The sequence below is a fragment of the Oceanobacillus kapialis genome, from assembly GCF_044790185.1.
GTDB classification, from domain to species: domain Bacteria; phylum Bacillota; class Bacilli; order Bacillales; family Amphibacillaceae; genus Oceanobacillus_B; species Oceanobacillus_B kapialis.
The window spans coordinates 3,209,987-3,224,155 of record NZ_CP085256.1; the positions used below are offsets into that span (position 1 = coordinate 3,209,987).

General features: G+C 40.2%; 14 protein-coding genes. All 14 read right to left on the minus strand.

Annotated elements, in window-relative coordinates:
• Nucleotides 1-4 precede the first annotated feature (4 nt).
• Complete coding sequence (locus tag LG273_RS16700) at nucleotides 5-1,027, minus strand: L-threonylcarbamoyladenylate synthase (RefSeq protein WP_404455744.1); 1,023 nt, start codon at nucleotides 1,025-1,027, stop codon at nucleotides 5-7.
• Between the two features lie 337 nt (nucleotides 1,028-1,364).
• Entirely contained in the window at nucleotides 1,365-1,766 is a 402-nt protein-coding gene (locus LG273_RS16705) for a GNAT family N-acetyltransferase (RefSeq protein ID WP_404455746.1), read from the minus strand.
• A 68-nt stretch (nucleotides 1,767-1,834) separates the two neighbouring features.
• Complete coding sequence (gene spoIIR / locus LG273_RS16710; protein WP_404455749.1) at nucleotides 1,835-2,437, minus strand: stage II sporulation protein R; 603 nt, start codon at nucleotides 2,435-2,437, stop codon at nucleotides 1,835-1,837.
• 126 nt (nucleotides 2,438-2,563) lie between these two features.
• The gene (gene prmC / locus LG273_RS16715; RefSeq protein WP_404455752.1) at nucleotides 2,564-3,418 is read right to left on the minus strand and encodes a peptide chain release factor N(5)-glutamine methyltransferase; all 855 of its coding nucleotides are present in this window, start codon (nucleotides 3,416-3,418) and stop codon (nucleotides 2,564-2,566) included.
• Between the two features lies 1 nt (nucleotide 3,419).
• Nucleotides 3,420-4,490, minus strand: a complete 1,071-nt coding sequence (gene prfA, locus LG273_RS16720; protein WP_404455755.1) for a peptide chain release factor 1 — start codon at nucleotides 4,488-4,490, stop codon at nucleotides 3,420-3,422.
• Nucleotides 4,491-4,614: 124 nt separating this feature from the next.
• Entirely contained in the window at nucleotides 4,615-5,235 is a 621-nt protein-coding gene (locus tag LG273_RS16725; RefSeq protein WP_404455758.1) for a thymidine kinase, read from the minus strand.
• 146 nt (nucleotides 5,236-5,381) lie between these two features.
• Entirely contained in the window at nucleotides 5,382-5,627 is a 246-nt protein-coding gene (locus LG273_RS16730; RefSeq protein WP_404455761.1) for a type B 50S ribosomal protein L31, read from the minus strand.
• A gap of 162 nt (nucleotides 5,628-5,789) precedes the next feature.
• On the minus strand, nucleotides 5,790-7,070 hold the full coding sequence (gene rho / locus LG273_RS16735; RefSeq protein ID WP_404459577.1) for a transcription termination factor Rho: 1,281 nt from the start codon (nucleotides 7,068-7,070) through the stop codon (nucleotides 5,790-5,792).
• Between the two features lie 498 nt (nucleotides 7,071-7,568).
• Nucleotides 7,569-8,855 carry a UDP-N-acetylglucosamine 1-carboxyvinyltransferase gene (locus tag LG273_RS16740; RefSeq protein WP_379562114.1) on the minus strand — a complete coding sequence of 429 codons (1,287 nt, stop codon included), beginning with the start codon at nucleotides 8,853-8,855 and terminating at the stop codon, nucleotides 7,569-7,571.
• A 296-nt stretch (nucleotides 8,856-9,151) separates the two neighbouring features.
• Complete coding sequence (gene fsa, locus LG273_RS16745; protein WP_404455765.1) at nucleotides 9,152-9,790, minus strand: fructose-6-phosphate aldolase; 639 nt, start codon at nucleotides 9,788-9,790, stop codon at nucleotides 9,152-9,154.
• Between the two features lie 50 nt (nucleotides 9,791-9,840).
• Nucleotides 9,841-10,698, minus strand: a complete 858-nt coding sequence (locus LG273_RS16750; RefSeq protein WP_404455768.1) for a class II fructose-bisphosphate aldolase — start codon at nucleotides 10,696-10,698, stop codon at nucleotides 9,841-9,843.
• Between the two features lie 102 nt (nucleotides 10,699-10,800).
• Nucleotides 10,801-11,166 carry a response regulator gene (locus LG273_RS16755; RefSeq protein ID WP_404455771.1) on the minus strand — a complete coding sequence of 122 codons (366 nt, stop codon included), beginning with the start codon at nucleotides 11,164-11,166 and terminating at the stop codon, nucleotides 10,801-10,803.
• A 210-nt stretch (nucleotides 11,167-11,376) separates the two neighbouring features.
• On the minus strand, nucleotides 11,377-12,990 hold the full coding sequence (locus LG273_RS16760) for a CTP synthase (RefSeq protein WP_404455774.1): 1,614 nt from the start codon (nucleotides 12,988-12,990) through the stop codon (nucleotides 11,377-11,379).
• Nucleotides 12,991-13,283: 293 nt separating this feature from the next.
• Nucleotides 13,284-13,799, minus strand: a complete 516-nt coding sequence (gene rpoE, locus LG273_RS16765; RefSeq protein WP_404455777.1) for a DNA-directed RNA polymerase subunit delta — start codon at nucleotides 13,797-13,799, stop codon at nucleotides 13,284-13,286.
• Nucleotides 13,800-14,169: the final 370 nt, after the last annotated feature.

Sequence of the window (14,169 nt, forward strand, 5' to 3'; positions counted from 1 at the left end):
ATTACTACTCAATATAATGGCTAGCCGCTTTTTTTAATCGGTTCATAACCGCCTGGCCGATTCCTTCTTCAGAAAATGCTTCACAGATAATAAGATCCACATGTTGGGAATTAAACATCCTTAAAGCATCGTAAAGCGCCGTAGCTACAGATTCGAGGCTAGCACCCAAATCTTTCTTTAAATCTGCCTCGATCCTCGCGATAGTTCCACTTGCTGCCATTACCCCAACGCGCTGCCCTTTTTGACTTTCTTTATAAACCACTTGTTGAAGTTTATCTGCCGAGCCCTTTACCAGCCATAACGGAGCATCAGGAGAGTAATGTCTGTACTTCATGCCGGGAGATCTTGGACGCTCATGTTCATTTGCCAAACCAGGGTCCACCATCACCGTTCCCACGACTTGTTCCAATTGTTCTATCGCAATTCCACCAGGCCTAAGGATAATGGGGATAGGCTGGGTACAATCCAGCACAGTTGACTCCACACCAACACCTGTTGCACCTCCGTCAAGGACTCCAGCAATCCTTCCTTGCAAATCTGCCCATACATGATCTGCTGAGGTCGGGCTTGGTTTACCAGATAAATTTGCGCTCGGTGCTGCAACTGGCACAGCAGCTTGCTTTAATAGCGATAAAGCAGCTGGATGGTCAGGAATCCTTACCCCCACAGAATCAAGACCTGCGGTAACATTATCGGCACATCGCCCATTACTAGGCAGTACAAATGTCAAAGGCCCGGGTGTGAACGCTTCTAACAGCTTATCCACATATGGTGGAACCTCTGACACAAGCTCTTTAAGCTGTTGTGTTGTTGCGACGTGCACAATGAGTGGATTGTCCTGTGGACGCCCCTTTGCTTCAAATATTTTATTTACAGCCAATTCATTTGTTGCATCTGCACCTAACCCATAGACGGTTTCAGTGGGAAACGCTACCGCTTCCCCAGCCTTTAATAACGCAGCAGCAGCCTGAATTGCTTCCTGTTTATCCTGTAGATTATCTATTGCAAACCATCGTTTCGTTTCCATTCATGTCCCTCTTTTCCTGTACCCATTTTAGTAGATTCCCCGATATTTCGCAAAGCACGCATCCTTGCTTCGGAGAATCTCACATGGGTGGGTAGGGGTCTCAACTAAGTGAAATTGCAATTATATATAAAAGAGATTTAACAATGACTTCCATTCATCCACATTACTCATCGTTACCCAGCCTAACATAACACAAAAAGCCTATGGTTATCCACAGGCTTTTCTTTTTATAAGAGAAGTTATCCTCAACTTGGGAGTGGTTATAAACATTTTAACCTACTTATACACAGTTTTCACACAGGTTATCCACTGATTCTGTTGATAACTGAATATTTCATTAAGAAACATGGTATAACCACCAATTTCCTTCTTCTGCTGTATACTTATCCACGAACATCTTTTCTTTCTGTGGATGAAATTGTAATGCTTCTAATAAAATATCCACGACTGGTTGGTGGCTGTGGACATAAACACTTTTTGCTTGTTGCTGCTTTGCAAGGGTAAGAATTGCTTCTAGTAGTACAGGGAGCTTCGATGCATGTTGCTGCGTAATATATAATTGCTTCAACCAATAGATTCCATCCTCAAGCATTTCCAATGAAAAACAGCCCACTACCTCATCATCTATCTGTACCACATAACCTGATCTTACTAAACTTGCTTTATTAACACTTTCATTCTTATCCAAAAAACCCTCTAACTTCTTTATATCCACTTGTTTTGCTGGGATTAGTTTCATATTCAATCACCTCTACTATTTTTAATAGGTTCCGTTATATTACTCTAGTTTATGCTGAAGTGAAATGTTTATGACCAACCAAACCATTCAAATAGAAAAAATTTCACCTCTGCCTCTTCTTCCACCTGCTCTTCCTCTTCAGACTCCTCTGCAGACGCAACACTTGTGCCATTCGAGAAATCTAGAAAACAAAGAGGCGGGAACAAAACACACCACCAATTATCTCCCTTTCCTTCACCAATCGTAATAAGAACTGCTTCATATTCGCCAGCAGGGTAGACATAGTCGCCATATAGCTTCGTAGGGAAAGTTACGTTAGAACCATACTCAACCTCAAAGGAGCTGTTTGAGCCTTCTTCTTTTAAAACATCTTGTACAATACCTTCAATTTCCGGGATGCGAGTTTCAATTAATTGACGTGCTTTCTCAATCTCCGTTATATCTTCCACCCATTCTGTAATAACTTCATTTACTTCGTCACGTACCTTTCTTTTAAGCGCCTGGTCTTCCTCACGATCACTATTTGCTAAAATCCTTAATCTAATGGCATCGTCAGGGATCACCTGATAATCAATCCCTGCCTGTTCCTCTTTAAACTTGCCTATCCCAACCAATGGAAACGTAATAAATAATATAAGAAGTATAAATGCAAACATTACTAGTTTCTTCAACATAAAAACCCCTTCCAACTGTTTGTACTAGCAACAGTATGGTCAGGGGCGAACCATTTTAAACTATTAATCTAAAAAAATAGTTTTAATTATATGTAAGGCGCTGAATTTAGTAAAAAAACAGCCCTATGAAAGGGCTGCTGCTAAAATACGATCCTTGCCATTAATGTCTTTAACGGTTGAGACATGTGAAGAAGGGAATTCTTTTTTAATAATAGTAGTAACTTCTCCAGCTTGTTCGTGGCCAATTTCATAGGCGATACTACCTCCAGGCCGCAATATAGCTCTTGCCTGCTTTGTGATCACCTTATATGCAGCAAGCCCTTCCTCATCTGCAAAAAGAGCTAGCTCTGGATCAAAATTTTTGACAGTGTCCGATAGAGACGCCGCTTCCTTCCTTGCGATGTAAGGAGGGTTGGAAACTAGCACATCTACCTTAACACCTGCGTCTAGCAGTGGTTGCAAGAAATTCCCCTGCAAAAAGCTGACAGCTGCTCCATGCTCTGTCGCATTCCGTTTGGCAATTGCTAACGCCTCAGGAGAAATATCTGTCGCATAAACGGTGGCATGCGGAAGCTCAAGAGCAAGTGTAATTCCAATAATGCCACTTCCTGTCCCTACATCTACAATGGTAACCGGAGCTTCTTTAGGCACATTTTTAATCACATGCTGGACAAGCTCTTCTGTTTCAGGACGGGGAATTAATACATCTCGCGTCACCTTAAAACTTCTATCAAAAAATATTTCCTCTCCAATCAAATGCTGAACAGGGACACCAGTACGTGCATGCTCTTTAATATCACGTTCAAAACGCTCCACTAATGCTTCTGGCACCTTCTCTTGCATATCTGCATAAAATTGCGCCCGATCTTTGCCAAGATAATGCTGTAACAATATTTGCGCCACCCCGGCTTCACGTTGATGTTCTTCTAAAAAAAGAGAAGCCCATTGAAGGACTTCATATTGTTTAAGTGAATTCATACTATTCACCAATTTGCTCTAATTTCTTGGTTTGTTCTTCTACTAATAAGGCATCAATAAACTCATCCAGCTTACCTTGTAAAATCTGGTCCAGTTTTTGAATGGTTAAGCCAATTCGATGGTCTGTTACACGATTTTGTGGAAAGTTGTACGTTCTGATACGTTCAGAACGATCCCCTGTACCCACAGCTGATTTACGGTTCTCATCAATTTCTGCCTGGGCTTCCTGTTGGTATTTATCATAAATACGAGCACGAAGCACCTTCATTGCTTTTTCTTTGTTCTTAATTTGCGACTTTTCATCCTGAATCGACACGACAACTCCTGTTGGAACGTGCGTTAGTCGAACCGCTGACATGGTCGTGTTCACACTTTGCCCACCTGGTCCACTAGATGCAAAGGTATCCACTCGAATATCTTTTTCGTTGATATCTATTTCCACTTCTTCAGCTTCTGGAAGTACAGCAACTGTAGCAGTGGAGGTGTGAATACGTCCACCTGATTCAGTCTCTGGAACACGTTGCACACGATGTGCCCCGTTTTCAAACTTCAATTTAGAGTACGCGCCATTTCCATTAATCATGAAGATAATTTCCTTGTACCCACCAACCCCTGTGGTGCTCGCTTCCATAACTTCCGTTTTCCACCCATACTGCTCTGCATAGCGAGAATACATGCGGTAAAGATCTCCGGCAAACAAGGCTGCTTCATCTCCACCTGCAGCTCCACGGATTTCCATGAACACGTTCTTGTCATCATTCGGGTCTTTTGGCAATAGAAGGATTTTCATTCTTTCTTCTAGTTCTTCCTTAGACTCTTGTAGTTCTGTGATTTCCATTTTCACCATTTCTTGCATATCGCTATCAAGATTATCTTCCATCATTTCTTTCGCATCTTGCAGTTGGGAAGTAATGTCCTTGTATTCGCGGTATGCCTGAACAACGTCCTCAAGGCCAGCTTGTTCCTTAGAATATTCTCTTAGCTTGGCCGTATCATTTATTATTTCCGGATCACTTAACATTTCATTTAATTTATCGTAACGGTTTTCTAATGTTTGTAAACGATCTAACATCCCGGTCACCTCTTTCAGATTAACAGTATAATTATAGTATACTCATGTAGGAAGGTCAAAATAATTGAAGAAAGCGATTGAAATCAAATAATAGCTATTAAAAAAAGCGCCAAGACAGGCGCTTTTATTTCAATTGGTTGGATAAACCGGATAGGATTTGGTTGGTTGGCTTATTAGGCACTTCATGATGATGACGGCAGCGCGGCTCATACGATTCAGATGCACCAACAAGAATAATCGGATCATCATAGGATGCAGGCTTGCCATTAATTAGGCGTTGTGTGCGGCTTGCAGGTGACCCACAAACAGGGCAAATCGCATTTAATTTGGTAACTGATTCACTCAGTGCCATTAACTTAGGCATTGGCCCAAAGGGTTCCCCCCGGAAGTCTGTATCCAAGCCAGCAACAACTACACGGATCCCTAAATTAGCAAGCTCTTCTACTACTTCTACCACATTCTCGTCAAAGAACTGTATTTCATCAATTCCAATAATGTCCACACGCTTGTCCACATATTGCAACATTTCATCAGAGCTTTTTACAGGGCGGGCGATAATGGATGTCCCATTATGAGATACAACAGATTCTTTATCATACCTGTTGTCAATGGCAGGCTTAAACACACGTACACTAAGATTCGCATAAGTCGCACGACGAACTCTTCTAATTAGCTCTTCCGACTTTCCGGAAAACATACTCCCACAGATCACTTCAACCCAACCGCTTTGTTTCATCACGTACATGAGCAACGCGCTCCTTCCCTTTAATAATCCAACATTTATATGTTATGTAAAAGTAAAAAAACAGGCAAATTTATAGACGATTTGCCTGTTTTCCTGCATAAATGCATATCTGTCCTTATCTGACTGACACATTTAGCATTTAACTATTAATTCATATTATATTTTTTCTTGAATCGGTCAACACGTCCGCCGACTTTGTCAGCTTTCTGTTTACCAGTGTAGAAAGGATGAGAATCTGAACTGATCTCAACACGGATTAATGGGTATGTGTTACCATCTTCCCATTCAATTGTTTCTTCTGAGCTTTGTGTAGAACCACTCAAGAATTTGAAATCTGAACTAGTATCAAGAAATACTACTTTTCTGTACCCTGGATGAATATCCTTTTTCATTTCATTTCCACTCCTTTTTGCCCTGAATCCTTGGAAACAGAGTTATTGTAAGAGCCGTCATAGGTGCAATACCTTATCAAAACTCACATAAAAAGATTATAACAGTCACGGTATTTGATTGCAATAGTCAGTACCTAAAAATTATTTCCAACCAAATTTGGCTTACCTTTTTGTTCCTTTACGTTTCATTTCTTCGTCCATTTGTTGAAAAAACTCTTCATTGTTTTTAGATGCCTTCAACCTTCTCATGAAACGCTCAAGAAATTCGTTTGAATCCTGCATCGTTTTGCGAATGGCCCAGATTTTATCTAAGTGCCCTTTATCGACAAGCAATTCTTCTTTTCTTGTACCAGAGCGAAGAATATCGATAGCTGGGAAAATACGACGTTGTGCAAGATTACGATCAAGATGCAGCTCCATATTACCGGTACCTTTAAATTCTTCATAAATCACATCATCCATTCGGGAACCTGTGTCCACTAGTGCTGTTGCAAGAATGGTAAAGCTTCCACCCTCTTCGATGTTACGCGCTGCACCGAAGAAACGTTTTGGACGATGAAAAGCTGCTGGATCAATACCACCAGAAAGCGTACGTCCACTTGGAGGAATAACAAGATTGTATGCTCTAGCAAGTCTCGTAATACTATCCATTAAAACAATAACATCCCGTTTATGCTCTACAAGGCGCATTGCTCGCTCTAGTACAAGCTCTGAGACCTTTATATGACTTTCTGGAACTTCATCGAATGTAGAGCTTACAACATCGACATCAGGGTGTACGGAACGTTCAATGTCCGTTACTTCCTCTGGCCGTTCATCTACTAGTAAAATGATAAGCTTTGCTTCCGGATGGTTTTGGGAAATACTGTTGGCAATTTCCTTCAACAGCATCGTTTTCCCTGCTTTTGGAGGAGCGACAATAAGTCCCCTTTGTCCGAAACCAACTGGCGTCATTAAGTCAATAATGCGAGTTGATAATCGGCTTGTTTCATTTTCCAACTGCATAAGACGATCTGGATACAATGCCGTTAATGCCGGAAAATGAACACGCTCTTTTGCAGTTTCTGGGTCTTCTCCATTTACTGCATCTACATGTAATAACCCATAATAGCGTTCGTTTTCTTTTGGTGGTCGTACTTTACCTGACACTTTATCTCCATTTCGTAAATCGAATCTACGAATTTGCGATGCAGAAATATAAATATCTTCTGCACTTGGAGAATAGTTAATTGGGCGTAAAAAGCCAAAGCCTTCAGATGGAATAATTTCCAATATACCATCCATAAATAAATAGCCATCCTTTTCCGCTTGTGCCTTTAAAATGGAAAAAATTAATTCCTTTTTTGTCAGCTTCGCGTAATAGGATACCTTATATTCTCTCGCCAGGTTATAAATTTCTTTCAGTTTCAATGTTTCCAAATGAGAGATTGTTAATGCTGCCATAAAATCACCACGCCTATTTGTTTTTAAAATATAAATAAAATTAAAAAATTGCTTTTGTACAACACGAAGCTGCTGTACGTATATGTGTTCATAGAGAATTGCAAACTTCTTAGTTGGAAGGTCAGGCTTCGTAGAAATGAAGAAGTTACGGTAGTTGGATCTGAAGATCATATCCTTAATCTGTATTAAGCATATTCCATAATACTCTTTTGCATACTATTATTCAACTCTATTTTTTACGATTTCTTAAATTAATAGAAAAGGAAGCCCCAGGCGGTATGGCTTCCTTTTTCTCATACACTTAAAAACAGTCTACCCTTTTCATAATAAAAATACACCTTATCTTTGATATCGCTTTATTGGTACAAATTAAAAAGCTAAGATAAGGTTGTTCAGGAGAATTGCTTTCCACTAGGAGCATGAGCTACTATCACTCCTGACACCTTATCCATTTAAATACTACATTGTTTATCCTTATTGTCCTTTGAGGCAAGCCTGTTAAGAGTTTTGGAATTGAATAACTTCCTCTTCTGTCATTTCCTCACGCCAAACTTTGGCGCCAAGCTGTGTAAGCTTTTCGGTAAAATGATCATATCCTCTGTCGATATGCTCAAGGCCTGTTATCTCCGTGATGCCGTTCGCCATTAGTCCTGCTATGATAAGCGCTGCACCTGCACGTAAGTCCGAGGCTTTTACTTTCGCACCTTCTAATTGTACAGGTCCAGAGACGATCGCCGAGCCACCTTCCACTTTGATGGAGGCATTCATTCTTCTTAGCTCATCAATATGCTTTAAACGGGCTGAATAAATCGTATCCGTAACCACACCGGTATTGGTTGCTTTTGTCAGCAAAGAAGTAAACGGCTGTTGCAGGTCTGTAGGAAAACCAGGGTAGACCAATGTTTTAATATCCACGCTTTTTAAAGGCTCTTTCGGTGCGATAAGGAGTTGTTCATCACTTTCTTCTACCGTGACGCCCATCTCTCTTAGCTTTGCCAGAAGAGATTCGAGATGCTGGGGAATAACATTGTCGATCACAACCTCTTTCCCTTGGGCTGCAGCTGCAATTGCGTATGTTCCCGCCTCAATACGATCAGGAATAATAGTGTGTTTACAGCCATTTAATTCAGGTACGCCTTCAATACGAATAACGTCCGTCCCTACTCCTTTAATCTTCGCACCCATATTGGTAAGCAATGTCGCTACATCAATAATCTCTGGTTCTTTCGCTGCGTTTTCAATAATTGTTTTTCCTTTGGCCCTTACGGCAGCAAGCATAATATTAATAGTTGCACCAACACTAACAACGTCCAAGTAAATTCTTGCTCCGCGAAGCTCATCTGCACGTAAATAAATAGCACCTTGTTCATTTGTTACTTCTGCACCAAGTGCTTCAAAGCCTTTAATATGCTGATCAATCGGACGTGGACCAAGAAAACAGCCCCCGGGAAGGCCGATTACTGCTTTTTTAAATTTCCCCAGCATCGCTCCCATAAAGTAATAGGAGGCTCTCAGTTTCTTTACTTTGCCATTTGGCAATGGCATTGCAATCATATTTTCAGGATTAATATGCACAGTTTGTCCATCCCAGGAAACCTTTCCACCAATCTCTTCCAACAAATCACCTAATGTGTAAACATCAGAAATTTCCGGTAGTCCTTCAATGGTCACCTCAGAATCAGCAAGAATAGCAGCTGGCAATAACGCTACTGCGCTGTTTTTAGCTCCACTGATTCGTACTTGGCCATTCAATAAATGACCACCCTCAACTAACATTTTCTGCATAATTAAAAAACCCCGCTTTTTGTGACGTTCACCACGTAAGATTCCAGTTATCGAAAACATACAATCGCTCGCCTTAAAGCAATGTATATTTCCTTTCTTTGGGCCAAGAATCTGGCTGCGCCCTAAAGTTAATAAAGTCCCTCTAAAAATGAAAGGATAAACGTCTTTGAACAGAGACAATTAAATAACTGTCTTCACTACAAGAATTGTATTACACATTTTTAGAAGGACCTTAAAGTAACTGGTTATAAAGTTGCACGTTTATAGAATGCGCAAAGATTACCAATTTTATGCAATTATTTTTGATTCCAGTCTGTCAGAAACTTCTCTATCCCCTGATCCGTCAATGGATGCTTTACAAGCTTCTCTAAAACATTGTATGGAATTGTAGCAATATGAGCACCATTCAGCGCAGCATCAATTACATGTAATGGGTGGCGAATGGAGGCAGCAATGATTTCAGAAGTAATGTCATGACGAGCAAAGATTTCCGCAATCGTTGCAATCAAGTTCATGCCATCATGTCCAATATCATCTAGACGGCCAAGAAATGGTGAAACGTATGCTGCTCCAGCTCTAGCTGCCAAAAGTGCTTGGTTTGCATTAAAAATCAACGTGACATTTGTCTTGATATTTAAGTCGCTAAGCGCTTTGACTGCTTTAAGGCCATCCAGTGTCATCGGAATTTTCACTGTTATATTCGGTGCGATTGCCGCAAGTTCCTTGCCTTCTTGAATCATTCCAGCAGCATCCTCGGCAATTACTTCTGCACTCACAGAACCTGAAACTTCTTCTGTAATTTCACCAAGTCGCTCATGAAAAGATACTCCTTCTTTTGCAACAAGGCTTGGGTTTGTTGTTACCCCAGCTAAAATGCCTAGTTCATTAGCAGAACGGATCTCTTCAATATTGGCTGTATCAATAAAAAATTTCATCTCAATCGCCTCCATTCTTCCCATATTAAAATTTCATAAAGGGTACTGATTTACGCTTGGTTTGAAGAACCAAATTCACGCATTTTACCAATAACAGTTTGCTTGATTGCTTCTGTACCAGGCCCTAGGTATTTACGTGGGTCATATAGTTCAGGTTTTTCTTCAAGCACTTTACGTACAGCTTTTGCCTGTGCAACTTGGTTTTCAGTGTTTACATTGATTTTCGCTGTTCCATAAGAAATAGAACGTTGAATATCTTTTGTCGGGATACCAGTTCCACCGTGCAGTACTAACGGAAGCTCAATTGTTTTAGAGATCTCTTCCATTTCAGCAAAGCCTAGGTTTGGTTCACCTTTGTATGGTCCATGAACAGAACCTAATGCTGGTGCAAGGCAATCAATTCCCGTTGCATTAACAAGCTTTAGACATTCTTTTGGATCTGCGTAAATAACGCCTTCTGCAATAACGTCGTCTTCTTGTCCACCAACTGTTCCAAGCTCGGCCTCAACAGATACACCATGAATATGAGCAAGTTCTACTACTTTAGAAGTTACTTCAATATTTTCTTCTAGTGGATCGTGTGAAGCGTCAATCATAACAGATGTGAAACCAGCATGAATTGCTTCCGCACATTTTGAAAAACTTGAACCATGATCAAGATGGATGGCTACAGGAACGGTTGTATTGTAAGCCTCCATTAGTGATTTAACCATTGTTACAACAACTTTAAATCCACCCATATATCTTCCAGCACCTTCAGATACGCCAAGGATTACCGGTGATTTTTCTTCTTCAGCTGCTTGAAGAATTGCTTGTACATATTCCAGGTTATTAATGTTGAACTGTCCAACTGCATAACCTTTGGCTTTTCCTTGTTCAAGCATTTCTTTCATTGATACTAATGGCATTACGATGTCCTCCTCTATAGATGAATAATTTCATCTACATTAAATATGTTTTAACTACAATATAAGAATACCAACAACAGCACGAGTGCGCAACAATAGTGGCTATGAACCCAGGACTTGTCTAGTTAAATTCCGAACATCAACAATATTAAAAGGCTTGCCGAGTACCTGTTTGACATTAGAATATCCACTAATTTCCTCTTCCAGCTGATCGGCTAGACCACTCATTACAATGATTGGCGCCGTAATATTATGTTCTTCCAAGTATTTTAGAATTGCGCCGCCGTCCATTATTGGAAGATTATAATCCAATAAAACAAGATGGTATGTATGCTCTTTTAGTTTGTCTACGGCTTCCTTCCCAGTTTGAGCTGTGTCTATAAGATGCCCTTCTGTCTGAAGGATATCTGTTAAAAGCAATCGTATCCCCGGTTGATCATCGACTATCAGTATCTCGCTCTTAAACACATAACACTACCCCTTTCTTTTAAGATTCCTGTTGTCTCTACTTTATGTATTTCGCTAAAAGCCGTCAATCTCCTTCTTGTTTTAAGAAAATGATGGCGAAGCTCCTAAACCAAGAAACAGATGAAGTGACATTTGCACCGAATTGATTTTTATGTGTTTTTTCAAATAAAAACCGAATAGCCTGAGCTACTCGGTTTTAGTCATAAAGTTTTATTTTGACACGGATTGATTTTCTACAGCTGCTCCAATGAAACCTTTGAAAAGTGATTGCGGTCTTGTTGGGCGTGACGTGAATTCAGGATGGAATTGACATGCTACAAACCAAGAGTGGTCTTCAATCTCAATTGTTTCTACCAATCTTCCGTCAGGGCTTGTCCCAGAGAAAATAAATCCTTTTTCAGCCATTTGGTCACGGAAAGCATTATTGAACTCATAGCGATGACGATGACGTTCTTCAATATAGTCTTCCCCACCGTATGCTGCTTTGGTCTTCGTACCATCTTGCAATTTGCATGGGTACAGGCCGAGTCTTAATGTTCCACCTAGGTCTGCAATATCCTTTTGTTCAGGTAATAGATCAATAATAGGGTATGGCGTTTGTGGATCAATTTCTGCTGAATGCGCCCCTTCTAGGCCAAGTACGTTTCTTGCAAATTCTACCGTTGCAAGCTGCATTCCTAGACAGATACCAAAGAATGGAACATTATTTTCTCTCGCATATCGAATTGCTTCAATTTTCCCTTCGATTCCACGATCTCCAAACCCACCTGGAACAAGAATACCATCCACATTATTCAGGGCTTCCTTCATTTGTTCTTTATCTAGCTTCTCGGAGTTAATCCAATGCACTTTAATATCCGTATCAAAGGCGAAACCGGCATGCTTCAATGCTTCTACCACTGAAATATAAGCATCTGGTAATTCTACGTATTTTCCTACAAGACCAATATCTACCTTTTTAGAAAGGGAACGAACTTTTGAAACAAGCTGTTTCCAATCTCCCATTTCTGCAGACTGGCAATTTAAGCCAAAGTGATCACATGTGATCTGATCAAGCTTTTGTTCCTGTAGGGAAATAGGTACTTGGTATAATGTGTCTGCATCCATCATCTCAATAACAGCTTTTTCATTAATATCGCAGAACAACGCGATTTTCTCTTTCATTTCCTTGCTAATCGCATGCTCTGTTCGCAACACAATGACATCAGGCTGGATCCCCAATGAGCGCAATTCTTTCACACTATGCTGGGTCGGCTTTGTTTTCATCTCGCCAGCAGCTTTAATATATGGGACAAGCGTACAATGTAGATACATCACACTATCCTTGCCAACCTCGTTTTTAATTTGGCGAATTGCCTCTAAGAAAGGAAGGGATTCAATATCCCCTACAGTACCACCAATTTCTGTGATGACCACATCAGCCCCAGTCGCTTCTCCAGCTCGGAATACCTGGTCTTTAATTTCATTGGTAATATGCGGGATAACCTGGACTGTTCCTCCCAAATAATCTCCACGACGTTCTTTACGGATAACACTCGAGTATACTTTCCCTGTCGTAATGTTACTGAATTTGTTTAAGTTAATGTCAATAAACCGCTCATAATGCCCTAAATCTAGATCCGTTTCCGCGCCATCCTCTGTAACAAACACCTCACCATGCTGATAAGGACTCATCGTTCCTGGATCCACATTAATATACGGGTCAAATTTCTGAATCGTTACCTTTAATCCACGGTTTTTAAGTAAACGGCCAAGTGAAGCAGCAGTTATTCCTTTCCCAAGTGATGACACTACACCACCGGTTACAAAAATATAATTAGTCATCCAACTACCTCTTTCTATATGTTTTATTCATCGCCTTTAAGGCATTTATCCAGGAAACGCTCGGTAATCGTATTTTCTCCCTACCCCTTACTGTTCCTCTATTTCAACGAGGTATGCTAGTCCATATTGCTATGTGATTAGACAAAAGGAGATTGGCATAATACGTGTACAAAAAAATAAAAGCGTCTCCCCCACTAGGTAGGGGAAACGCTTTGAAAGTTCATTTAAAGAGCCCAATAAGAATTGTACCCATCTACATTCCAAAAGTCAAGATAGATTTCAGATGATGAGAATTACTTATCGTCATCGTCGTCATCATCGTCATTATCATCATTATCAAAGTCGTCGTCGTTAACATCCTCGTCAAACTCTTTCTCCAGATCTGTGTCAAACTCATCTTCTTCATCATCGTCAAAGTCATCTGCCATTTCCTCGATGTCTTCGTCAACAATATCCAATTCTTCTTCCACAAGATCCAATGATTCTTCTTCTTTCTTTTTCTTCTTTGTTTTCTTTTTCTTTTTCGGTGCTGCGGTAACTTCTTCATCCATTGCTTCTACAGGATACCAGCGTTTCAGACCCCACATATTGGAACCGATCGTAATAAAACGTCCGTCAACATTTAAATCTGTATAAAACTGGGCAATATTAGCCTGTTTCTCTTCATCAGAAAATCCTTTTATTTCCGCAATCTTTTCAAAAACGTCTCTAAAATTCATCGCCTTTTTTTCATCAAACATGATGGCATTTGCCAACTCAATCATGGATAATTTCTTGCTCTCTTCGTGGCTGTAATTCGCCAAGCTCACGGTAACGCACTCCCTTTACTTATATATTCAAGGCTTACTAGAGCCTAATGTATCTTTAACACTTCTTTTCCACATGAAATGATAGTAGAATTCATTATACTATAAATAAGAATAAGGTATAAAGTAAAATGTTATCATGTATGTATCCCATCATGCAGGAAATTTGTTTCCTTCCAAGTCAAAAATACATGGAAGAAAATAGAACCGTACCATTCATTATAAACAAATATACTGCCTTTATGCTATAGAAAAAAAGAAAAAGGCGTGTTTTTCAGCTTTATCCCGATTCGTTCAACTAACATTTGGTGGGGGAGGAAGAGAACCCCCCCACCAAATGAAGTTTCACTTTATTGTCACGCCTTTAGCACAT

What these genes read in the sequence shown, in the direction of transcription:
- LG273_RS16700 (WP_404455744.1), bottom strand. Translation starts at nt 1,027, where the DNA reads ATGGAAACGAAACGATGGTTTGCAATAGATAATCTACAGGATAAACAG.
- LG273_RS16705 (WP_404455746.1), bottom strand. Translation starts at nt 1,766, where the DNA reads ATGAAACTAATCCCAGCAAAACAAGTGGATATAAAGAAGTTAGAGGGT.
- prmC (WP_404455752.1), bottom strand. Translation starts at nt 3,418, where the DNA reads ATGAATTCACTTAAACAATATGAAGTCCTTCAATGGGCTTCTCTTTTT.
- prfA (WP_404455755.1), bottom strand. Translation starts at nt 4,490, where the DNA reads ATGTTAGATCGTTTACAAACATTAGAAAACCGTTACGATAAATTAAAT.
- LG273_RS16725 (WP_404455758.1), bottom strand. Translation starts at nt 5,235, where the DNA reads ATGTACGTGATGAAACAAAGCGGTTGGGTTGAAGTGATCTGTGGGAGT.
- LG273_RS16730 (WP_404455761.1), bottom strand. Translation starts at nt 5,627, where the DNA reads ATGAAAAAGGATATTCATCCAGGGTACAGAAAAGTAGTATTTCTTGAT.
- rho (WP_404459577.1), bottom strand. Translation starts at nt 7,070, where the DNA reads ATGGCAGCATTAACAATCTCTCATTTGGAAACATTGAAACTGAAAGAA.
- LG273_RS16740 (WP_379562114.1), bottom strand. Translation starts at nt 8,855, where the DNA reads ATGCAGAAAATGTTAGTTGAGGGTGGTCATTTATTGAATGGCCAAGTA.
- fsa (WP_404455765.1), bottom strand. Translation starts at nt 9,790, where the DNA reads ATGAAATTTTTTATTGATACAGCCAATATTGAAGAGATCCGTTCTGCT.
- LG273_RS16750 (WP_404455768.1), bottom strand. Translation starts at nt 10,698, where the DNA reads ATGCCATTAGTATCAATGAAAGAAATGCTTGAACAAGGAAAAGCCAAA.
- LG273_RS16760 (WP_404455774.1), bottom strand. Translation starts at nt 12,990, where the DNA reads ATGACTAATTATATTTTTGTAACCGGTGGTGTAGTGTCATCACTTGGG.